Origin of the sequence: Shewanella spartinae (assembly GCF_019457555.1) — a bacterium.
In the GTDB taxonomy this organism is placed as follows: domain Bacteria; phylum Pseudomonadota; class Gammaproteobacteria; order Enterobacterales; family Shewanellaceae; genus Shewanella; species Shewanella loihica.
Window position 1 is genome coordinate 3,186,100 of record NZ_CP080418.1, and the last position, 22,374, is coordinate 3,208,473.

The 22,374-nt window shown below is 53.5% G+C and carries 16 protein-coding genes; 8 read left to right on the forward strand and 8 right to left on the reverse strand.

All coding sequences use genetic code 11. The features are described from left to right. The first annotated feature begins 126 nt into the window (after positions 1–126). Positions 127–1,764: an eicosapentaenoate synthase subunit PfaD gene (gene pfaD / locus K0I31_RS13870; protein ID WP_220078764.1), complete on the forward strand. Its 1,638-nt coding sequence runs from the start codon at positions 127–129 to the stop codon at positions 1,762–1,764. Between the two features lie 100 nt (positions 1,765–1,864). Here pfaD and K0I31_RS13875 read toward each other — a convergent pair whose 3' ends face one another. The 8 genes from K0I31_RS13875 to caiT all read right to left on the reverse strand — a co-directional run bounded on the left by K0I31_RS13875 (position 1,865) and on the right by caiT (position 13,149). Beyond that, positions 1,865–4,201 carry a penicillin acylase family protein gene (locus K0I31_RS13875; RefSeq protein ID WP_220078765.1) on the reverse strand — a complete coding sequence of 779 codons (2,337 nt, stop codon included), beginning with the start codon at positions 4,199–4,201 and terminating at the stop codon, positions 1,865–1,867. Between the two features lie 123 nt (positions 4,202–4,324). Next, positions 4,325–5,236, reverse strand: a complete 912-nt coding sequence (locus tag K0I31_RS13880; RefSeq protein WP_011866467.1) for a LysR substrate-binding domain-containing protein — start codon at positions 5,234–5,236, stop codon at positions 4,325–4,327. A gap of 258 nt (positions 5,237–5,494) precedes the next feature. Then, positions 5,495–6,457, reverse strand: a complete 963-nt coding sequence (gene lipP1, locus K0I31_RS13885) for a LipP1 family hormone-sensitive lipase (protein WP_220078766.1) — start codon at positions 6,455–6,457, stop codon at positions 5,495–5,497. 165 nt (positions 6,458–6,622) lie between these two features. Further along, a complete protein-coding gene (gene caiD, locus K0I31_RS13890; RefSeq protein ID WP_220078767.1) occupies positions 6,623–7,408 on the reverse strand; it encodes a crotonobetainyl-CoA hydratase in 786 nt (261 codons plus the stop codon). Positions 7,409–7,466: 58 nt separating this feature from the next. Beyond that, positions 7,467–9,023, reverse strand: a complete 1,557-nt coding sequence (gene caiC / locus K0I31_RS13895; protein ID WP_220080857.1) for a crotonobetaine/carnitine-CoA ligase — start codon at positions 9,021–9,023, stop codon at positions 7,467–7,469. 8 nt (positions 9,024–9,031) lie between these two features. Further along, positions 9,032–10,258, reverse strand: coding sequence for an L-carnitine CoA-transferase (gene caiB, locus K0I31_RS13900; protein ID WP_220078768.1), 1,227 nt, complete (start codon positions 10,256–10,258; stop codon positions 9,032–9,034). Between the two features lie 160 nt (positions 10,259–10,418). After that, positions 10,419–11,555, reverse strand: coding sequence for a crotonobetainyl-CoA dehydrogenase (gene caiA, locus K0I31_RS13905; protein ID WP_011866472.1), 1,137 nt, complete (start codon positions 11,553–11,555; stop codon positions 10,419–10,421). Between the two features lie 49 nt (positions 11,556–11,604). Continuing rightward, positions 11,605–13,149: an L-carnitine/gamma-butyrobetaine antiporter gene (gene caiT, locus K0I31_RS13910; RefSeq protein ID WP_011866473.1), complete on the reverse strand. Its 1,545-nt coding sequence runs from the start codon at positions 13,147–13,149 to the stop codon at positions 11,605–11,607. A gap of 906 nt (positions 13,150–14,055) precedes the next feature. On the opposite strand from caiT, the gene K0I31_RS13915 reads away from it, so the two are divergent. From K0I31_RS13915 to K0I31_RS13945, 7 genes are all read left to right on the forward strand, one after another. Beyond that, positions 14,056–14,829, forward strand: a complete 774-nt coding sequence (locus K0I31_RS13915) for an electron transfer flavoprotein FixA (protein ID WP_220078769.1) — start codon at positions 14,056–14,058, stop codon at positions 14,827–14,829. 14 nt (positions 14,830–14,843) lie between these two features. Beyond that, positions 14,844–15,785, forward strand: a complete 942-nt coding sequence (locus tag K0I31_RS13920; protein ID WP_220078770.1) for an FAD-binding protein — start codon at positions 14,844–14,846, stop codon at positions 15,783–15,785. Positions 15,786–15,851: 66 nt separating this feature from the next. Beyond that, positions 15,852–17,144 (forward strand): FAD-dependent oxidoreductase FixC, encoded by a 1,293-nt coding sequence (gene fixC / locus K0I31_RS13925; RefSeq protein WP_220078771.1) that lies wholly within the window; start codon positions 15,852–15,854, stop codon positions 17,142–17,144. Next, a complete protein-coding gene (locus K0I31_RS13930) occupies positions 17,141–17,428 on the forward strand; it encodes a ferredoxin family protein (RefSeq protein ID WP_011866477.1) in 288 nt (95 codons plus the stop codon). The genes fixC and K0I31_RS13930 overlap by 4 nt, the downstream gene beginning before the upstream one ends. Before the next feature lie 427 nt (positions 17,429–17,855). Then, positions 17,856–19,115 carry an MFS transporter gene (locus K0I31_RS13935; RefSeq protein ID WP_258406500.1) on the forward strand — a complete coding sequence of 420 codons (1,260 nt, stop codon included), beginning with the start codon at positions 17,856–17,858 and terminating at the stop codon, positions 19,113–19,115. 261 nt (positions 19,116–19,376) lie between these two features. Beyond that, positions 19,377–20,504 (forward strand): hypothetical protein, encoded by a 1,128-nt coding sequence (locus K0I31_RS13940; protein WP_220042974.1) that lies wholly within the window; start codon positions 19,377–19,379, stop codon positions 20,502–20,504. Between the two features lie 163 nt (positions 20,505–20,667). Then, complete coding sequence (locus tag K0I31_RS13945; protein WP_220078773.1) at positions 20,668–22,302, forward strand: methyl-accepting chemotaxis protein; 1,635 nt, start codon at positions 20,668–20,670, stop codon at positions 22,300–22,302. The last annotated feature ends 72 nt before the right edge of the window (positions 22,303–22,374 follow it).

The following is a 22,374-nucleotide window of genomic DNA, read 5'->3' on the forward strand; positions in this document are numbered from 1 at the left end:
AAAGATGTAGACAGCGCGATAAAAACACATAGATTGAGCAACATAAGAAAATCGGCCGATACGGGTCATGCCTTATAAAACAGGCATGTTCCCGGGTCGCCCAAGACGAAAAAGGTCTTTTATTAGATGAATCCGACTACCACAAATGAGCAGCTTTCTCCCTGGCCCTGGCAGGTAAGCGACAGCAAGATAAGCTTCGACACGGCCGCCATGGCGACTGCGCTCAAAGATTTCAGCCGCGCCTGCTACCTGGTCAACGACAGCGACCTGGGGGTGGGCATCGCCACCGAGGCGAGCCTGATGACTAATAATCAAGGTTCGGGCGCTCAGGCCTCGGGCCACCCGGTCAGCGCCTTCACCCCGGCCCTGGGCACTGAGAGCCTGGGCGATGGCAACTTTCGCCGGGTGCACGGCGTCAAGTACGCCTACTATGCTGGCGCCATGGCCAATGGCATCTCGTCGGAAGAACTAGTGATCGCCCTAGGCAAGGCGGGGATCCTCTGCTCCTTCGGCGCCGCGGGACTCATCCCCAGCCGGGTCGAGCAGGCGATCGAGCGTATCCAAACCGCGCTGCCAAACGGCCCCTACATGTTTAACCTGATCCACAGCCCGAGCGAGCCAGCCCTGGAGCGCGGCAGCGTCGAGCTCTTCCTTAAGCATAAGGTGCGCACGGTCGAGGCCTCGGCCTTCCTGGGGCTGACGCCGCAGATCGTCTACTACCGCGCCGCCGGCTTGAGCCGCGACGCCAACGGCAACATCGTCATAGGCAACAAGGTGGTCGCCAAGGTGAGCCGCACTGAGGTCGCCGAGAAGTTTATGCAGCCAGCACCTATCAAGATGCTGCAGAAGTTGGTGGACGAGGGCTTGATCACCCATGATCAGATGGAGATGGCCCAGGCTGTGCCCATGGCGGATGATATCACCGCCGAGGCGGATTCGGGCGGCCACACGGATAACCGTCCTCTGGTGACCCTGCTGCCAACCATTTTGGCGCTCAAGGAGGAGATCCAGGACAAGTATCAATATGCCACGCCCCTGCGCGTCGGTTGTGGCGGCGGCATAGGCACACCGGATGCGGCCCTGGCGGCCTTCAACATGGGCGCGGCCTACATAGTGACAGGCTCTATCAACCAGTCCTGTGTCGAGGCGGGCGCCAGCGAGCACACCCGCAAACTGCTGGCCACCACAGAGATGGCCGATGTCACCATGGCGCCGGCCGCCGACATGTTTGAGATGGGCGTTAAGCTGCAGGTGGTCAAGCGCGGCACCCTGTTCCCCATGCGCGCCAATAAGCTATATGAGATCTACAGCCGCTACGACTCGATAGAAGCGATACCTGTCGATGAGCGCGACAAGCTGGAGAAGCAGGTGTTTCGCGCCAGCCTAGATGAGATCTGGGCCGGCACAGTCGCCCACTTCAACGAGCGCGACCCTAAGCAGATCGAGCGCGCCGAGGGGAATCCCAAGCGTAAGATGGCGCTGATCTTCCGCTGGTATCTGGGGCTGTCGAGCCGCTGGTCAAACACCGGCGAGCAGGGCCGCGAGATGGACTATCAGATCTGGGCTGGTCCCGCGCTGGGCGCCTTCAACCAGTGGGCCAAGGGCAGCTATTTGGATGACTACAGCAAGCGTCATGCGGTGGATCTGGCCAAGCACCTGATGTATGGCGCCGCCTATCTGGCGCGGGTCAACGCCATCAAGGCACAAGGGATCAAGCTGCCTGGCGAGCTCTTGCGTTACAAGCCGCAAGTGGCTCTGGCGTGAGCCTGACCATCGGCTAACTCGGACTCTAGCTAGATCAAAAAAAGCCACCCTAGGGTGGCTTTTTTGTCGGCTTAAACAGCTAATGCCGAGACCTACTCAATCAGTCTTGCGCCTGGCTCGGCATCAGGGTCAGCTTAGCCTCTATCTCCCCAGGCAGCAGTGGCGTCGCCGCGCCGCGGGCATACTCGCTAAAGCCGGCGCGGTAATATTTCGACAAGGGGTGGCCAGACTGACCACCGGGGATCGCCATGATGGCTCGCTCCTCATAGCCGGGCTGTACGATAAAGCGCTGGGAGGCGCCGAAACTCTTGCGCTGCACCGCCGGCATGAAGGTGTCACCGAAACCGGCCACCTTTGGCATGTCCAGCCAGCGACTCAGCAGCGGGAACTGGCGACTAAAGGGATGCTGTATCGCTAGCGTATTCACCCGGCCCCAATTAAGCGCACTCAGCTCACCATCCTCGCTGTATTTATCTAGCAGCTCGTCGCGGGCGATGACATAGCTGGCGATCACCAGCTCATCCCAGCTGGCAACATCTTGTGGCAGCCAGTCGGCAGGCTGCTGCTTGAGCAGTTGCCAGATGGCGGGCTCCAGGTAACGCTTGAGCACAGAGAGACTCAACTGGGCGCTATTTAGCTCGGCTTCCACCGGCGCGAAGGCGCTGTCTAACACCTGGCTGCGAAACGCCTTCACCAGGGTAAAGCCCACCGACTCGGCGCAGGCGCACTCCTGCCAGTCACGCAGCTGCACTATATCCTTGACAAAGCGCTTGGGCTCGCGCATCAAGCTCTCCAACAAAAAGGCCTGCCAGGGGCGATAGAAGCGAGCCTGATTATCGAGCTGAATGCGATAGAAGTCGCTCTCATCGAACAGCTCCTGCTCCAGCAGCCGGTCGCGGATCTGCGCGCTTCTGGCCCCCAGGGCGTAGCCGCCATCGCCGTAACGCTCTGCCTCTTGGGTCGACATCACCCTGGCATTAGCGCTCCACAGCCTGTCGCTAGTGGGATCCTGAAGCGACGGCAGCACCTTGTCTCTCTCTTGCCACTTATCCCAGGCTATCTCCTCACTTGGCAGGGCGATATCGCTGCTATTGGTGCGCGCAGGGACGGCGCCGGCAAGCTGCCAGGCGGCGTGGCCCTTATCATCGGCCAGCATCAGGTTCTGCACCGGGATCCCGAAACCGCTGGCCTTGACCATCGCCTCGGGCACACTATCTATCTGCTCCAGCGCCATCAGCTCCATATTGACCGCATACTCTTGATGAGCGACCCAGGCCAGGGCATAGGCCTGCTCCCCCAGGCGGCGAACTGGGCCGAAGCGCGACAGCGTGATGGTATAGTCCTGCTCCCCCTTTGGCAGCTTAATGGTCTCGTGGACCACCTCAAGCGGCTCATCTTTGTCCAGCGCCACCCAGTCGGCGGTGTCGATATAGGCGTTGGTAAAACCCCAGGCCAGCTTGCCGTTGCTGCCGACCACAATCGCCGGTGCGCCGGGCAGTGACACGCCGGTCACCTGCACCGCCTTGCCCTCACCATCCGGGTAGTTTAGCTGCGCGCGGTACCAGATGATGGGCACGGCGAAGGAGAGGTGCATATCATCTGACAGCATGGCGCTGCCGGTGCGGGTCATCTTGCCTGTCACCGCCCAGTTGTTGCTGCCCACTTCGATGGGCTCCTCTATGGTCACCGCCAGGCGCTGGGACAGGGTCGAGGCCGTGCTCTGTTTTAGGCTGACACTTGGACTTAGGCTTGGAATTGCCGGTGGATCGGAAGGAAACAGACTGTTATCCAACGCCGCCTGATAGTTTGAGGTCTGGGTGATAAAACTGCGCATCTCCGGGCCGAAGCGGCGCTCGATATGATCAAGGGTGAGATCGCGCTTGGGACCATTGCCCTGCAGATCCAGATACATGCTGTAGATCACCAGCAGGCTGTCGGCGGGTCGCCATGGCTCACGCTTGGCACGGGTCAGCAGATACTCGAACGAGGGCAGCGACTGGGCGGTGAGCGCGCGATTGACGCCGTCGGCATAGCGCTGCAACAGCTGTTGCTGGGCGGTGGGCAGATGGCGATAGATATGCTCGGCGCGCTTTCTCAGCTGATGGAAGCGGCGCGATTCATCGAGTTTTACCGCTGGCTTGCCAAACAGCTCGGCCAGCTCACCGGCAGAGTTGCGCCTTAGCAGGTCCATCTGAAAAAACCTGTCCTGACCATGGGCAAATCCCAGGGCAAAGGCGGCATCCTGACGATTCTCGGCGTGGATCACCGCAGTGCCAAGACGATCCCGTCCTATGCTGGTCTTGGCCGAGATCTGGCTAGTTTGAACCTCGCCAGAGAGTTTGGGCAGGCTGAGATTGAGGCTGACATAGACGCCGACCACCAGCAGAAAAACGAGCGATAGTAGGATGAGCAACAGGGTTTTCAGGTGTCTTAACATGAGATAAGCGAGTGATAAGTCAATGGAAACTCATCATAACAAAAGTTGCTTACTTGTTAAGCTCCTAAAACGAATTTGTATTTGCTTTCTAGGCCAAGGCCGCGCTACCCCATAGGATGAAGGTTAACGCGCCAAGGTACGATCTCCCGGATGATCCCCCGGATAATTGTCGATGATCCAGTCGACGATACGCATAATACGCGCGTCACGCTTCTTGGAAGTCTTGTAGGCGATGTAATAGGTCAGTCCCGAAAGACAAGTCGGCAGGTCCAGTTTCACCAGATTTCCCGAGTCCAGCTCCACCTTGAGTGTCTGCTCTAGCCCCAATACTATCCCCTGGCCATAGATAGCCGCCTGCACTGCCAGCATGTTGTGATTGAAGAAGATCTTCTTCTGGTTGGGACTGATGGCGATATCATTGTTTCTAAACCAGGTATCCCAATCGACGCCATAGTCTTTATGTTTGGAATAGAGCAGACAATGTTGATCTAGGGTCGCCAGGCTGATCCCCTGTGACTGAGCAAGATAATCTGGGCTGCAGAAGGCCACCAGCTTCTCGGTGACCAGAGGGATGATGGTATAACCGTCCTGACATTCCCGGGTGACAATAAAGATATCGGCGATCATGTCGCTCATCTCAATATCATTCTGGAACATGCCGACATTGATATTGAGCTCCGGGTACATCTGCCTAAGCTGCTCCATCTTAGGCACCAGCCATCTGGCCGCCAGCGAGGTGTAGGAATGCACCCTCACCTCACCCGCCATGTTCTGCACCAGGCTGGAGCAGACGCTGTTGAGATCGTAAAACACAGGAGCCAGGCGCTCTCTGAGCTCTATGCCCGCCTCGGTAAGATTGATCTTTCCGCCTTGCCTGTAAAATAACTTCTCTAAGAAATAGTCTTCCAGCTGCTTTATCTGCTGCGACACCGCACTCTGGGTTATACACAGCTCATTGGCCGCGAGGGAACAACTTTCTAATCTGGCACATGCCTCAAATATCTGCAGTGCTCTTAGCGGAATATTATTGTTCATGATTCTTTAGCAAAGCGAAAACCGAATCAAAATGCTAACAAGGGATCTGCAGAAAAGATGTAACGCCGCGCACAATATCTAAGTTAACACCAGGTTAAATTACTGATTCATTGCGGTAATCAGACTAAGATCACTAAGTGATAAGCATGAGGCAGTGATATCGACCACAAGCAGCAACTTAAGCGGGGGATGACAGCAGATCCTGCGGCCAACCCCACTCCTCACGATGCTCGTTGAGTTCCTATAGCGATAGCCCGGCTATTCTCCTTGGAGCGCCAGCAGCGGCCTTACCGCCTCGCTCAGCTCGTCAAGAAAGGTCTGCGCCAGAGTAAAGCGTTGTAACATCTTGATAAAGCCGTGAATCGTGCCTTCATACATCTTGTAAGACACAGGCACCCCGGCCAGTTTTAGCTTCTGCGCATAGTTGAAGCCATCGTCACACAGGGGATCGTACTCAGCGGTATAGATGAGCGCCGGCGGCAGACAGCTATGGCTGGCGGCATCTAAGGGCGAGCAGTAGGGGTTCTGCCCGTCGGCTGGGCTGCGAAGATAATGACCCCAATAATATTTCATGCTCTCTCTTTGCAAAAGATAACCAGTGCCGTGAAGCTTTGCCGAGTCCGTGTCCCAGCCATAATGCACAGCTGGATACACCAGCACCTGACAAGCCAGCAGAGGCCCCATCTCATCGCGCAGCCTCATGGTCACCGCGGCGGCCAGATTACCGCCGGCGCTGTCGCCCATGATACCTATACGCTTAGGGTCCAGCCCCAGCGCCTTAGCCTGTTCAAACACCCAGAGCGTCGCGTTGTAACAATCGTCCATGGGAATAGGGAACTTATGCTCAGGCGCCTTCTGGTAGTTCACCGCGATCACCACGGCGCCGGTGCGATTGGCAAGGGCACGGCTGAAGTGATCATTGGTCTCGATATTAGAAACCACCCAACCGCTGCCATGAATAAAGATCAGCGCTGGTGCGCCAGCCTCAGGCACCTCTATGCCCAGGGGGCGATAGATGCGCACAGGCAAATCCGCCGTCGGGCCGGGAATAAAACTGTGGATCACCTCACTGACGGCCTCAGGCGTCTTACCCGCATTTGCGATGGCGAGATCCGTCAGCTCCTGACGTCTGGCCTCGGCAGGCGTCATCGTCTCATAGGCAGGCGCCCCTGAATCTTCAACCTCTTGTAAAAATTGCGCTACCTCGGGATCGAGTGGCATGACTAACTCCTTATACTTAAAGCGCCTTAGATTGAGTCGCCCCCAAGCTGCGCTCGTTTCACCGTCGCCATTCACAAGGCTCGTCCGGTCTCATCTTGCTGATAAAGATACAGAATTGGAGGCGCCTATTAGGCGACCTCCATCCCAATTTGCGTCTATTGCGGCTTACTTGCCTTGCCACACAGGATCGCGTTTCTCGGCGAAGGCCGCCGGACCTTCCAGCGCATCTTCAGAGTGCAGCACACTTGGATAGTGCTTCAGCTGACCACTGCGGATATGGGCATAGCCTTGCTCGACAGACAGCTCGCCGGTCTCGCGATAGATCTCCTTGATGGCCGCCAGTGCCAGCGGCGCACTCTGGCTGATCTCTCTAGCAAGCTCGCGAGCGGTGTCCATCAGGGCTTCTTGCTCAACTACACGGTTTACCACGCCCCAGCCTAGGGCCTCCTGGGCGTCCATGCTGCGACCCGTCATCATCAACTCGTTAACGATAGGTGCAGGCAGCAACTTAGGCAGGCGCAGCATGCCGCCGCTGTCTGGCACTATGCCTAGCTTGGCCTCAGGCAGCGCGAAGCTTGCATTGTCGGCGCAGACGATCAGATCAGCCGCCAGAGCAAGCTCGAAACCACCACCGAAGGCATAACCATTGACCGCGGCGATCACCGGCTTGTCGATATCGAACAGTTCGGTCAAACCGGCAAAGCCACCCGGGCCGAAGTCGGCGTCTGGTGCCTCTCCCTCTGCCGCCGCCTTGAGATCCCAACCCGCAGAGAAGAAACGCCCGCCGGCACCGGTAATGATGGCGACCCTTAGCTCGGGATCGTCACGAAATGCCAAGAACACCTCCCCCATCTCGTAACTGGTTTTTGCATCGATGGCATTGGCCTTAGGTCGGTCTAAAACGATCTCTAAGATGCTGCCATTACGGGTTACGTGTAATGATTCGCTCATGTTACTACTCCATTGAAGTTATCGCGTGATAACGGAAAAATTTGTACGGCTCGTGGCCTCAACGGGTCTCGAGCAGTTTCTTATCGACTTTGCAGGTGCAGGTGCGGGGAAAGCTCTTGCGGATCTCCACCGCACTGGGCACCTTAAACTTGGCCATGTTGGCGCTACAAAACGCCAAGATCTCCTCTCGGGTGAGTGACTGGCCTGGGGCGAAGATGACAAACGCCTTAACGGCCTGATCTCGAATCGGATCGGCTATGCCGATGACGGCGGCATCCTGGATGGCGGGGTGTGACATCAGCACGTTCTCCACCTCTGTGCTGGAGATGTTCTCGCCCGAACGCTTGATCATGTTGCTCTTGCGATCGACGAAGTAGAACAGGCCTCGCTCATCCACGTAAGCCTTGTCGCCGGTGAGCAGCCAACCATCGTCACCTAACGCCGCCCGGGTCGCCTGTGGGTCCTGGTAATACTCTTTAAACAGGCTGCGGCCAGGCACGCCCTTGACCCAGAGGTCCCCCACCACGTTGGGCGGCACCTCTTGGCCGGTCTCATCGGTCACCCTGGCTTCATATCCCAGCCCGGGTCGTCCTATTGACGGCCAATGGCGAGGCTCGCCGGGCGTGTCGCCAATCAAGCCCACCAGGGTCTCTGTCATGCCGTAGGAGTTAAACAGGGTCACCTTGAAGCGCGTCTCGAAATCCAGCTTCTCCTGATCTGAGATATGCATGAAAAACAGCATATCCCGCAGACAATGCTGGTCTTCCCCCTCGGCCACGGGTTGCAGCATCAGGGTGCGCAGGATCATCGGCATGCTATGGGTCAGCGTGGCTCGGTAGTCGCAAATCTGCTTCCAGAAACGGCGGGCGCTGTATTTCTCCAACATCACCAGGCAAGCACCGACGGTAAACACCGCCATGGCCGCATTGCACTGAAAATCGATGTGAAAATTGGGCATCATGGAGAGATACCTGTCCTTGGCCGTCAAGCGGGTCTGCCAGGCGGTATAGTGCCCGGCAAATTGCAGGTTGCAGTGGGTAAGCACCACTCCCTTGGGTAAAGAAGTCGTCCCCGAGGTAAAGAGGATCTCCGCGGGGTCTTCGCTTTCCAGCGGCACATGCAGGTCGAGAGTTGGCGCCTGCAGTGCTAACTGATCATCGAAATTCACCCGCCCCGCAAACTGCTCTCCCGCAGCACGGGCGACCAAGACCTGCTCGAGCCTTTGACCCTTCGCCGCCACCGCCTCATAGATAGGCAGAAAGCTTGGCTCTGTCACCAGGGCGGTGACGTCACACTTGGTCAGTATGTAGCTGCACTCACCCTGCACATATTGGGTGTTGATAGGCACGATCACCGCGCCTATCTTGGCCAGACCAAACCAGCAGAAGATAAACTCCGGGCTGTTATAAAGCTGCACCGCCACCTTGTCGCCCTTGGCTATTCCCTGTTTGAGGAAGAGGTTGGCCGCCCGGTTAATCTGGGCGTCCAGGGATTGATAGGTAAAGGTGCGGATATCGCCGCCAGCATCTTCATATATCAATGCCGTGTTATCACTGTACTGCTGAGCACGCTCCTGCCACATGCACCTTAATGTTCTGCTGCCCACGATATCCATCACTTGCCTCACTTACCTTCAAACACCTTGGCAAGACCCTTGGCGCTCAGCGCCGCGATCTCTTCTGCCGAATAACCGATATCGCTCAAAATCGCCTCGGTATCCATGCCGTGCTTAGGCATGCCGCGCCAGATCTTGCCTGGGTTGTTCTTGAACTTAGGCATCACGTTAGGGCCCTTGTAGGCCTTGCCATCGATGTTGGTCCACTCGGTGATAGACTCACGCGCCTGGTACTGAGGATTTCCTTCCAACTCTGGGATGGTCAGCACCTTGGCACAGGCAATCTTCAGCTCGGCAAAGCGTGCCAACACGGCTTCGATGGTCTTGCCGTTGAGGTAGTTGTCCAGGCTGGTCTCGACTTCGTCGCCAAATGGGCATTCCACCCTATGGATAAGCTGAGTGCCCTCTGGGATCTCGGGCGTTGCCCACAGGTGGCTAATGCCCATGTCCTTGAACATCTCTTCAATCTGCATGGCACCCACCAGCTCCATGACGATGTAACCATCGGCACACTTGTAGAGACCGCAACCGGCATAGTAAGGATCTTTACCTTTAGTCATGCGCGGGCAGACTTCGCCGCCGTTGAAGTAGTCCATCATGAAGTACTGCCCCATGCGGAGCATCACCTCATACATGGCCACATCAATACTCTCGCCGATACACGTCTCACGCACCTTATGCAGGGCCGCCAAGGCCGCTGTGGTGACCGTCATGCCTGAGAAATAGTCTGCGGTGTATGGGAAAGCGGGCATAGGCTGGTCTTTGTCGCCGTTTTGGATCAGGTAACCACTGAAGGCCTGGGCGATAGTGTTGTAGGCCGCAAGATTGGTGTACTCATCAGTGCCGTACTGGCCGAAACCAGACAAGTGAGCGACCACCAATTTAGGATTGTGCTGCCATAACACCTCATCTGTGATGCCACGACGGGCAAAGGCAGGGCCCTTACTGGCCTCGATGAAAATGTCTGTAGTCTCCATCAACTTAAGGAAGGCATCGCGGCCTTCATCCTTAAAGATATTGAGCGACAGGGCATGCAGGTTACGACGCGACAGCTCTGGATAGTGAGGCTGCACGCGAATGGTATCTGTGTAGGCGACGTTTTCAATCCAGATCACCTCGGCGCCCCACTCGGCCAACATCTGCGCCGCAAAAGGACCGGCAATTTCAATCCCTGAGAACACCACACGCAGGCCCGACAGGGGACCAAATTGCGGGGTAAATAACTTCTTCGACATATCTAACATCCTTTTTTACACAAACCCGTCCCCGGCACCAATGCAAAGGCATCAATGCGGTAGCGAATTTACAAACTTAATAGAGTGTGAGGAGGACGGCGGCCATCACACCGCCATCCGTGGGCAGCGACGCTGGGAGCCGCGCCGCTACCCTCCCCACTTAGCGATATTGTTTCAACACGGCGCGGCCTAAGGTAAGGATCTGCATCTCATCCGAACCACCGGATACGCGGTCGACGCGGATGTCGCGCCACATACGACTGATGCGATGTTCACCGGCGATAGCATAGCCACCCAGTACCTGCATGGCGGAGTCGATCACCTCGAAGCCGGCATTGGCACAGAAGTATTTACACATGGCCGAGTCACCCGATGTCATGGTGCCTTGATCGCACTTCCAGGCCGTTTCATAGACCATGTTCTTCATGCTGTTGAGCTTGATGGCCATGTGAGCAAACTTGTCTTGGATCAGCTGGAAGCGACCGATAGTCTCGCCAAACTGTACGCGCTGGTTGGCGTACTTGGCCGCATCTTCGAAGGCGCAGTAGGCGGCGCCATAGTTGGTCAGGGCCACCAGGAATCGCTCAGAGTCGAACTCCTCCTTCACACGTAGGAAGCCGTTGCCCTCGATACCGAACATGTCAGACTCTTCCAGCTCGACCTCGTCGAACTGCAGCTCGCAGCAGCTGTCCATCTTCAGACCCAGCTTAGGTAGCTTGCTCAGCTTGATGCCCGGCTTGGTCATGTCGACAAACCACTCGGTGAAGATTGGCTTCTCGCTGTCTGCATCTTTGGCCATCACGACCACATAGGGGATACCTGCGGCGCTGGTGATGAAACACTTGCTACCCGTCAGGTAGACCTTGCCGTTGCGACGCTTGTAAGTGGTCAGCAGGCTGCCCACATCAGAACCCGCGCTTGGTTCGGTAATGGCCGAGTTCCACATCTGCTTACCCGTGCCACGCAGCGCCATGATCTTATCGATCTGATCTTGGTTACCGTGTCTCAGCACAGTGGCGATGCCAGGTAGCTGATACAGTACATAGGTTGGCGCGCCTAGGCGGCCCAGCTCCTCCCAGATCGCCGTCAGGGTCACCATGCCCTCTTCGAAGCCACCGTGCTCCTCTGGCAGCAGCAGGCTATCGATACCCATCTCGGCCAGCTCTTTGACAAACCTTTCAGGGTACTGGCTATTTTCGTCACACTCGGCAAAATAGCTTTCCCAGTTCTCCTTCGCCATGAGATCGCGAATACCAGAAACGAATAGCTCTTGCTCGTCGGTTAATTTAAAGTCCATCGTATATTCCTATCTTTACAGTTAACGGCTGCTTAGTGGGAGGGCCCCATTAAGAAGCCCAATTGTTTTTACGTGCATCTTTCAAGAAAGAGATGATCACCAGGATGTTGACGATCACCAGCGGCGCCCCGCCGGCAATGATGGCGGTTTGCAGGGGTTTCAACCCACCCAGTGACAGCAACACGATACCGATCACCCCCACCAACACAGACCAACCCACACGGATCCACACAGGTGGCTCGTTGTCGGCGTCGGCGCCCTTACAGGTCGACATGGCCAGGGTGTAAGAACAGGCATTGATCAGAGTCACTGTGGCGAGGAAACAGAGGATGAAGAAGCCCCACATGGTGATAGTGCTCATCGGCAAGGCGGCCCAGGTCTCGATGATGGCGCGTGGCGCCCCATGATCTTGGATCAACTGGCCCATGTTGATGATGCTTTCGTGCATCAGGTTCACAGTGTTACTACCGAGGATGGTCCACAGGAACCAGGTAGAAGCGGTAAGACCCAATACCATGGTCAGACACAGCTCACGCACTGTGCGGCCACGAGAGATCTTAGCCAGGAAGATACACATCTGGATGCCATACACGACCCACCAGGCCCAGTAGAATACGGTCCAGTCTTGTGGCCAGCTGTCGGCGCTGATTGAGCTGGTATAGAACAGCATGCGTGGCAGGTAAGCCAGCATCACACCGACGGACTCGGTGAAGTAGTTAACGGTAAAGCTGGTCGCACCGATCAGGAACACCCAGAACAGCATGATGATGCTCAGGTAGCTGCGCAGGTCACTGGCGATCTTAATGCCCTTAGTCAGGCCGAAGGCCACACACACGGCGTTAAAGATGATCCACACAGAGATCACGAAGGTATCCACTTCTATGGTGCGCTCAATGCCGAACAACCACTGAATACATTCGGTCACCAGCGGCGTCGCCAAACCAAGGCTAGTGCCCATGGCAAGGATTAGTGCTACCACATAGATGTTGTCGATGAATGTGCCGAGGATCCCCTTGTGATGCTTACCTAGCACGGGGGCCAGGGTACCGCTGGGGCGAACCACATCCATCTTCTTCACAAACAGGAAGTAACCTAAGGCAACGGTAAAGAAGCCATATCCCATCCAAGGCAAGGGGCCCCAGTGGAAGAGACTATAGGCCACACCAAGCTCCTTGGCCTGTACCGACATCGACTGAATTTCGAATGGCGGGTAGGTCAGATAGTAGTATGCCTCTAACGAGCCCCAGTAGAGCACGGCAGCGGAGGTACAGGAGGCAAACATCAAGAAGATCCAGCTTCCTGTGCTGAACTCAGGTTTTTCCTGACCCAGACGGTTGTTGGCATAGGGTCCCCATACCAGCCAACCCCAACCTATGGCCAGGGCAATCATGTACCACTCAAATGCCCATCCCCAAGAATGGGTCAGATAATGAAATACTTCCTTGATAACAACATTGGCCGCATCGAGATCTCTTACGGTCAAGTAAGAGAGCAATATCACGGCAATCAGAGAAGGGAAAAAGATTTTAGGTTCAATCGTCACCTTCTTCTTTTTCCCTTCTGCGAGATCAAATCCCATGGTTTTTTCGTTCATCTTAATAGATCTCCCTCTTTATAGGAGGACAATAGGTAAAAGCCAATTTCATCCGTACATTTATGTTTTATCGACAAGCAGACCTCGACCAAACACTTCCACATACAATTGATAAGCAGTTTTTATTTTGTTTCACCACACAACGTTAATTACATCGCAATTAACGAGTAATTAAATGGTTAGCAGGCATTTAAATAATACGTAGGCAATCTTATTGTTCAGTGATCGTTATCACGTATAAATAAAATCAATAAAAAAGCCATAAATACAGACCGTCCAAATGACATCTATAAGACATAATCAATCATCGACACGGTCACAAAAAACATGTACTCACGATATCAAATTAGAAATAAAAAGTGATTTAAATCATAGTTAAACCAGCTAACGCCATACAACTCAATGGAAGTAAAACCATAAAATACAGAAGCTTACGGCTTGATGGCGATAATAAAACCTAGAATCAAGACGACTAACAATAAATACTAAATAGGTTATTAGTAAATCTAAAAATGACAGAATAAGTTTGGCTTAACTGGTCATAAGAAAAACTAAATCATCTTATTAGCCATACTTATACCCTTTTAAATAAAACTAAAAAATACCAGATATATTAGCCTGACTAATATATCTGTTAGAAACCCTCTCAGGCAAAAATTAAATTCAAAGCATAAATGTGAAGCGTGTAACATCAGATTAAATATTTATGATCCTATAATTACCCCACAGTCAATCAACAGAATGGCAAATACAAATTATTTATCGTCTATCTGTAGCGACTACATGTTTAATTCTATTAATGAGAATTCTAGAACGTCTGTCTCACTCAACGACAGCAGATCATCAGAATTAGTATTTTATCGTTTTGATTAGGCCATAAATAAACACTGATAATTTGGAGATATAATGAAAATTATTACCTGCTATAAACTGGTCCCCGAAGAACAAGACATATCGGTAAATGGTGACGGTTCGCTAGATACCAACAAGGCCGCCCCTAAGATTAACCCTTTCGATCTCAACGCCGTCGAAGCCGGTGTACAGCTTAAAGCTATGGTTGAAGGCAGTCAGCTCACCGCCCTAAGTGTTGGCGGCAAAGCACTGGATAATCCTAAGGCACGCAAAGATATCCTCTCCCGTGGTCCTGACGATCTGACGCTAGTGATCGATGAGCAATTTGGGGCACTACTGCCCCATCAAACCGCACGTGTTCTTGCAAGCGCAGCACGCCAGTGCGAGTTTGACCTGATCCTGTGTGGCGATGGCTCGGGCGATCTATTCGCCCAACAGGTGGGCATGCAATTGGGTGAACTGCTTAACGTCAGTTGCATCAATGCCGTCAGCAAGATTGTGGCGGCCACGGACAGCACTCTAACGGTAGAAAGAGCCCTGGACGATGAAGTTGAAGTGCTGGAGATCGACCTACCTGCAGTGCTCTCAGTTTCTGCCGACATCAATGAGCCGCAGATCCCATCTATGAAGACAATTCTGGCGGCAGCGAAGAAGCCCGTTACCACACTCGACACCCAAGCGTTGGCGCTGGAAGCGCTACCTAAACTGGTCGACGCCATCAGTGTAGTCGCACCGAAGCAGGCTGAGCGCGCACAGATCATCGTCGAAGGTGACGATGAGACGCAAATCGCGGCCTTTGCCGACCATCTACGTAAAGCAATGAACTAATCGAGGGGAATACGATGAGCAAACTATCAAATGTATGGGTATTTAGTGATATTGCCACACGTCTACCCGAGACCATCGCCGGTGGTCGCGCCTTAGGTGAAAAAGTCTCTGCCTTTATCATCGGCAGCGAAGCCGATATCGCCACGGCCTACTCCTACGGCGCCACGCATGTCTATTACCTTGGCAACAAGGCCGATGCTCAGATGGTGGAAGACTATGCAGCCACCATGAGCCAAGCGATCAATGACGGCGACAAGCCAACCCTCGTTTTGCTTCCGGCCACCAAACGCTGCAAGGCACTGGCAGCAAAACTCAGTGTCCAGCTTGAGGCAGGCCTGATCAACGATGCCACCGAGGTAAGCCTGGATGAAGGCGTCACCGCCAAACATATGGTCTATGGCGGCCTGGCCATAGGTACTGAGAGAATCACCTCCCCCGTGGCCCTAGTCACCCTGGCCAGCGGTGCCTTTGAGCCACAAGTTGCCGATACCTCACTAACGGGTGAAGGGGTCTCCTTAGCTTTCGTTGCGCCTAAACAGGCCATTCGCTGCATCGAGCGCCGCGTCAAGCAAGGCAACAGCGTCGATCTGGGTAAGGCCAAGCGGGTTATCGCCGTCGGTAGCGGCATCGGCAACCTGGACAACCTGGCTCTGGCTGGTGAACTCGCCACTGCGATTCAAGCCGAACTCGGCTGCTCGCGCCCTATCGCCGAGACCGAGAAGTGGATGGAGCGCGAACGCTACGTGGGCGTATCGGGTGTCATGCTTAAACCCGACATCTACCTTGCCCTGGGTATCTCAGGGCAGATCCAGCACATGGTGGGCGCCTTAGGTTCTCAAACCATACTCGCGGTCAACAAAGATAAGAACGCGCCGATCTTCCAATACGTGGATTACGGTCTGGTAGGTGACATTAACAAGGTACTGCCAGCCCTTATTCAGGCCATGAAAGGCTAGGCAGATCAAGGCGGAGAGCCGGGCCTAGGGCTCGGCCTCCCTCCCCCAACACAAGAGTGACTAGATATGTCAGAAGAAGCATTTGACGCGATCATCGTTGGCGCCGGGCTCGCAGGCTGCGTCGCCGCCTATGTCTTGGCCAAAGAGGGCGCCGATGTATTGGTGATCGAGCGCGGTAATTACGCCGGCAGCAAAAACATGACGGGCGGCCGCCTCTACGCCCATAGCTTGGAGAAGATCATCCCAAGCTTTGCCAAGGAGGCCCCCATAGAACGCAAGGTCACCAAGGAAAAGGTCACCTTCCTGACCGATGATACCGGCGTCACCCTGGACTATCACAACGGCCGCGATCAGAGCCCGGTGCAGGAGTCTTACACCCTGCTACGCGGTGAGTTTGACCAGTGGCTCATGGGCAAGGCCGAAGAGGTGGGCGCTCAGTTCATCACAGGGATCCGAGTGGACGAGATCCTCACCCAGGATGGCAAGGTTATCGGTGTTAAGGCCGACGGCGATGAGCTTACCGCCAAGGCGGTGATCTTGGCCGAAGGGGTCAACCCCATTTTGGGCGAACAGCTAGGCATGGTGAAGCCTAAGGTAAGCGCCGATGCTATGGCGGTCGGTGCCAAGGAGCTAATCGAGCTCCCCGAGTCGGTGATCAAAGACAGATTTAACCTCAAGGATGACGAAGGCGCCGCCTGGCTATTTGCCGGCTCCCCCTCCAATGGCCTGATGGGTGGCGGCTTTATCTATACCAACCGCAATAGCATCTCCCTAGGCATAGTGTGTGGCCTGCATGGCATAGGTGAGTCGGATAAGAGCGTGCCACAGATGCTGGAAGACTTTAAGAATCACTCGCTCATCAAGCCTCTCATCGAAGGTGGCAAGCTACTGGAATATTCAGGCCATGTAGTGCCCGAGGCGGGTCTCAACATGGTGCCTAAGCTGGTTGACCATGGCGTGCTGATCACCGGCGATGCTGCGGGATTCTGCCTAAACGTCGGTTACACGGTTCGCGGCATGGATCTCGCCATCGCCTCGGGTGAGGCTGCGGCCAAAGCAGTACTCTCGGCGCGGGCCCTGCAAGACTTCTCGGCCCAGGGGCTGAGCAGCTACCAGAGCCTGCTTGAAGAGAGCTTCCTGATGAAGGATATGAAGCTATACAAGCAGCTCCCCGCCTTCATGGAGACGCCGCGCATCTTCAATCAGTATCCCAAAATGGTCGCCGACATCATGCACCAGATGTTCACCATAGACGGAACCCCTGCACAGCCACTACGCAAGACGTTGCTGAAACACTGCAAAGAGGTGGGTTTCATGAACCTAATCAAAGATGGTTATAAAGGAGTCACATCAATATGACCGAAGCAGTCAATGTCGACGTGAAATTGGGTGTCAATAAGTTCTATGTCGATGAGGGACACCCGCACATCATTTTAAAAGACAACCCGGACATTAAGGAGTATCGCAAGCTGGTAAACGCCTGCCCTGCGGGCCTCTATAAGCTGGAGCAGGACGGCAGCATACGTTTCGACTCCGCTGGTTGCCTGGAATGCGGCACCTGTAAGTTTCTCTGTGGCGAGACCATTCTAGAGAAATGGGAATACCCAAGGGGCACCTTCGGTATCGAATACCGCTACGGATAACCCGTTTGGGATATAAATAAGTCTTTAATCGTTATTATCGCGCCAATAATATGGCAAATAGATATCGGCCATTCAAATAAATGAATACTTGAAACGATATTAATCATAAAATTTTTATTGCGCGCGATAAAAATAACCAAAGCCCTACACCGATCACGAAGTTATAAATTAACAATTAACAGACTTTAAAACAGAACAAAAAACTTGGTTACATCACCGTTTACAAAATGTAAACCAGATAAAATAACAGCGCGGGTCGATGATTATAAAAAGATCAAATGTACAAATTTAAACCTGTGTACATTTTAACGCCCGGCACAACCTGACAAGTTGTGATTTAAATTAACAAGTTAAGTCGGTGGTTAGAAGCATGAAATCAAAGAAGAGTTTCGATGATTTGGAGTTTACTCCGCTTCATAAAAAAATAATGTTATGGGGAAGTGGGGGTCCTTTCCTCGATGGTTATGTGTTAGTGATCATAGGATTAGCCCTACAACAGCTCACACCTGCTCTAGAGCTGGATGCCCAGTGGATAGGACTGGTAGGAGCCGCGACCCTGGTCGGCCTGTTTATCGGTACGGCGCTATTTGGTTATGTCGCCGATCTCTTTGGGCGCAAACTGATGTTCATGATAGATATCATTGCCATCGCTGTGCTCTCTTTCGCAACCATGTTCGTCTCCTCTCCCATAGAACTGGTGATATTGCGTTTCTTGATTGGCATAGTCATAGGCGCCGATTACCCCATCGCTACCTCTATGGTCGCCGAATTTTCCCCAACGAAACAACGCGCCTTTACCATGGGCTTCATCGCAGCCATGTGGTACGTGGGCGCGACCGCCGCCAATATGGTGGGCTATCTGCTATACGATGTCACCGATGGATGGCGCTGGATGTTTGGCAGCGCTATCGTCCCCTGCCTGGTTATCTTGCTCGGACGCTTCCACCTGCCGGAATCTCCCAGGTGGCTGCTGAAGAAAGGCCGTATCGAAGAGTGCAAACAGGTGATGCACCAATTTTTCGGCAAAGATATCAGCCTGAATTTTGAGACTGCAGAGCAGACTAAATACAGCAAGTTATTCGAGGCAGTTTATTTAAAACGTATCCTGTTTGTCGGCATTATCTGGACCTGCCAGGTGATCCCTATGTTCGCTATCTATACCTTTGGCCCGGAGATCATCGAACTCTTGGGCTTCACCGACGGTAAAGATGCCGCCCTTGGAAATATTGTCATCAGCATCTTTTTCATGGCGGGCTGCATTCCGGCCATGTACTGGCTTAACTCCATAGGTCGTCGCCCCCTGCTCATCGGCAGCTTCGCCATCATGACAGCCGCCCTGGCGGTGCTGGGAATAGTGGATACCCCGAGTATCTGTCTGATTGTTGCCGCATTTGCCATCTACGCCTTCTTCTCCGGTGGCCCGGGGATCTTGCAATGGCTATATCCTAACGAACTGTTTCCGACAGAGATACGCGCCTCGGCGGTTGGTGCCGTGATGTCTTTCAGCCGTATAGGCACTATCGTGTCCACCTATGGCTTACCACTGTTTATGGCGACCTATGGCATCTCGGCCACCCTGCTAGTTGGCGCGGCGATCTCCCTGCTTGGGCTACTGGTTTCCGTCTTTATGGCGCCGGAAACCAAGGGGCTGACACTGGAGACCACCAGCTCGGTGGACTTTGAGTAGCACCATCCTAACTGGATGAATGACGAGTATTATCGGCATGAAGAATAGGACAATACAGACAGCTTAATAAATAACGCTTTCGATAGTTAATTAATCAGAAATAAAACATTCAATAAATTATTACCACTCTTGCAGAGTTCAGGTAAGGAGGTTTTGCACACCTTGGAAAACACAAGATATATAAAGCGCTACATCAATAAAGTTTAAAAAGTAACAAACAAACATAAAGCAACACAGTTTAAAATTTAAATTGGATATACGATGATGAATAAAACAACATTTTGCCTTTCTATTTTAGCCAGCGCCATGGCGCTCAGTAGTTTCAATACCTTAGCCGCAGAAGAAGATGGTATTAATATTCACGGCGCCGTGCGTATTAATTATGCTTATAAAGACTATAGCGAGAGTTCTAAAGACAAAGGCGGTGACTTTACCTTCGATATGGCCTCGCTAAGATTTGATGGCAAACTGGGTAATTGGGGATTGAAATCTGACTATCGTTTCACCTCTGGCACCAACTACATCAAGTATGGTTACGCCTTCTATGATCTCAACCCAGAGTGGCAACTACAGATGGGTATCAACCAGGTACCTTTCGGCAACCGTGATTATATTTCAAATAGCTATTGGTTCGGCCTGCCCTACTACCTGGGCTTCGAAGACGACTATGACATTGGTGTGAAGGCGACCTTCGAACGCAACGGCTGGCATACCGACATGGCCTTTTACAAAGGCGCCGAGTATGGCCCAACTGAAAACAAACGCTATGCCGCCGATCTCTACACAGGCACCATCAATGGCACCGAATACAACAACGAAGAAACCAATCAGATCAACCTGCGCCAGACCTACACTGTCGAACATCAGGGCGGCACCACCACTATAGGTGCATCATTAGAAGCGGGTCAGATCTACAACGCCAAGACAGGCAATAACGGTGATCGCTACGCCGTTGCGGCTCACCTCAACACAGTATTCGACGGCTGGAACATTCAGCTACAGGCAATGCAATATGAGTTCAATGCCGCCGATGCGGTCGATGACAACAAGATCGCCGTCTCCGTGGTGAGTTGGCAGTACGAAGTAGCATCGAAAGGCCAGATCTACAACCTGAACATCGCCAAGACTATTGCCACTGATTGGGGCAGTATCAAGTTCTACAACGATTTCGGCCTGATGACGCCGGACGTAGATGATGACACCTACGACAACAGTATGCAGAACGTATTAGGCGCCGCACTATCTGCCGGTCCGACTTACACCCATATCGACTTCATCATGGGTAAAAACATGACCTTCTCTACCGCTAACAACGACCATGTCGGCCTGCCCGAAGTCGGCAACGATTGGGACAAGCGCATCAATATCAGCATGGCCTACTATTTCTAACCGCCAGTGTGGTCTATCGACTATCGGACGCCACCCTCATTCGATAGTCGATGACCACCTTTAGGGTCGGCTCCGAGTTCGTTTAACGCTGTACGAATAGCTTTTGGCCCAGCCTTCGCCCCGTCGAAGGCTTTTTTTAATTTATCAATGAGGTTATCAGCGCATGTTCAAGCTTAAAAACCTAGCCGTTAATCACAAGATAGCGCTCGCCTTTAGCTGTATCGCCGTTGCCATCGTGGCTCTCAGCATGATGCTAATTTCGGGACTCAATCAAACACGTGACAATATTCTCACCCTGACGGATGAGGTGCTGCCCAACGTCTTGCTGGTCGAGAAAATTAAGTTTGTCACTATCTTCATTCGCCGAGATCAATTCAGTTTTCTTCCCAGTATTGGCGACCCCGAAATGAAGAGCTGGATGCAAACGACAGACGATATGATCCAAGATGTCACTAGGATGATCGACTCCTACGAGAAAGCCATTAAAACCGACGCCGAGCGTCAGGCGTTTATACTGGCAAGAACACATTGGCGCGATTACCTCGCCGCCCAGAGTGGCTTTAACGAGATAGTGTTGAAACAAGATTTAGCCGGGGCAAACACTTACCTGCTCAGTTCATACAAGCAGTTCAATAAGATGCAAGAAGCCCTAAACCAGCTTACCGCCATCAATGTGACCCGTACCGAAGCCGACAGAGTCAGCACCCTAGAAGGTGTGAGTCGCACCTCCATTAAAACCTATATAGGTATCGCCGCCGTAATTGTCCTTATGGCATTGATGACACTTTTACTGGGCAGGCAGATTCGCGCACCGCTGCATGCCGTGATGCAGATGGCTCAGGCGATTGCCAGTGGTGATCTGACCTACAACATAGATCGTAAGCAGATAGGCACAGACGAATTCGGCCAACTAGCCGATACCTGTATCAGCATGCAAAACAATTTAACGGCCTTGGTAACTCAGATCAGTGCCGCGGTAGAGCAGCTAAGCACCTCTATCGAAGAGGTCAGCGCCATCTCTACCCAGTCTTCTCAAGGCATGGCTGCGCAGCAAAGTGAAATCACTATGGTCGCCACGGCAATGCAGCAGATGCAGGCCACGGTCAATGAAGTCGCCATGAATACAGAGGACGCCTCTACATCGGCCAACGCCGCCAATGACTTTGCCGACCGAGGCAACCAAGAGGTCAAACATAATATCCAGGCCATCGAACGGGTCTCCACTGTGATCGACGAGGCCGGAGTAATGGTGGCGCAACTGGAGAAGGACTCTGCCAGTATTTCCATGGTCGTAGACGTGATAGGCGGTATCGCCGAACAAACAAACCTGCTGGCGCTCAATGCCGCCATCGAGGCCGCACGGGCCGGCGAGCAAGGCAGAGGCTTTGCTGTAGTTGCCGACGAGGTGAGAACCCTGGCCGGCAGGACTCAAGATTCTACTCGTCAGATAGTGGAGATTATCGAGAAGCTGCAACAAAGAGCCGTCGAGGCCGGCAGCGCCACCAAACAAAGTTGTGAGATGATTCGTCGCTGTGTGTCACAGAGCCTGGCAGCCGGCGATAAGATAAGCGAAATCGAAGTCGCCGTTGCACAGATTGCGGCGATGAACATTCAGATCGCCAGCGCTTGTAGCGAACAAAACTCGGTGACCGAAAACCTCAGCCAAAACATAGAGCGAATCAATGTCTCCTCGGCGGAGGCTGCTCAGGGTGCCAGCCAGACGGCCCAGGCCTGTATTGAGTTGAGCCAACTCTCGCTGGAACTAAAAACCATGGTCGATCACTTTCAAACGACCTAGGGTTCCCTCCCGCTGCGATGATAGATATCTGGCCCTGTGGTATTGACCCCAGGGCCTTTCTGTTTCGCTTAA

What these genes read in the sequence shown, in the direction of transcription:
- K0I31_RS13920 (WP_220078770.1), top strand. Translation starts at nt 14,844, where the DNA reads ATGAGCAAACTATCAAATGTATGGGTATTTAGTGATATTGCCACACGT.
- caiA (WP_011866472.1), bottom strand. Translation starts at nt 11,555, where the DNA reads ATGGACTTTAAATTAACCGACGAGCAAGAGCTATTCGTTTCTGGTATT.
- K0I31_RS13930 (WP_011866477.1), top strand. Translation starts at nt 17,141, where the DNA reads ATGACCGAAGCAGTCAATGTCGACGTGAAATTGGGTGTCAATAAGTTC.
- caiC (WP_220080857.1), bottom strand. Translation starts at nt 9,023, where the DNA reads ATGGATATCGTGGGCAGCAGAACATTAAGGTGCATGTGGCAGGAGCGT.
- K0I31_RS13935 (WP_258406500.1), top strand. Translation starts at nt 17,856, where the DNA reads ATGTTATGGGGAAGTGGGGGTCCTTTCCTCGATGGTTATGTGTTAGTG.
- K0I31_RS13880 (WP_011866467.1), bottom strand. Translation starts at nt 5,236, where the DNA reads ATGAACAATAATATTCCGCTAAGAGCACTGCAGATATTTGAGGCATGT.
- pfaD (WP_220078764.1), top strand. Translation starts at nt 127, where the DNA reads ATGAATCCGACTACCACAAATGAGCAGCTTTCTCCCTGGCCCTGGCAG.
- fixC (WP_220078771.1), top strand. Translation starts at nt 15,852, where the DNA reads ATGTCAGAAGAAGCATTTGACGCGATCATCGTTGGCGCCGGGCTCGCA.
- K0I31_RS13940 (WP_220042974.1), top strand. Translation starts at nt 19,377, where the DNA reads ATGATGAATAAAACAACATTTTGCCTTTCTATTTTAGCCAGCGCCATG.
- K0I31_RS13945 (WP_220078773.1), top strand. Translation starts at nt 20,668, where the DNA reads ATGTTCAAGCTTAAAAACCTAGCCGTTAATCACAAGATAGCGCTCGCC.
- caiB (WP_220078768.1), bottom strand. Translation starts at nt 10,258, where the DNA reads ATGTCGAAGAAGTTATTTACCCCGCAATTTGGTCCCCTGTCGGGCCTG.
- caiT (WP_011866473.1), bottom strand. Translation starts at nt 13,149, where the DNA reads ATGAACGAAAAAACCATGGGATTTGATCTCGCAGAAGGGAAAAAGAAG.
- lipP1 (WP_220078766.1), bottom strand. Translation starts at nt 6,457, where the DNA reads ATGCCACTCGATCCCGAGGTAGCGCAATTTTTACAAGAGGTTGAAGAT.
- K0I31_RS13915 (WP_220078769.1), top strand. Translation starts at nt 14,056, where the DNA reads ATGAAAATTATTACCTGCTATAAACTGGTCCCCGAAGAACAAGACATA.
- caiD (WP_220078767.1), bottom strand. Translation starts at nt 7,408, where the DNA reads ATGAGCGAATCATTACACGTAACCCGTAATGGCAGCATCTTAGAGATC.
- K0I31_RS13875 (WP_220078765.1), bottom strand. Translation starts at nt 4,201, where the DNA reads ATGTTAAGACACCTGAAAACCCTGTTGCTCATCCTACTATCGCTCGTT.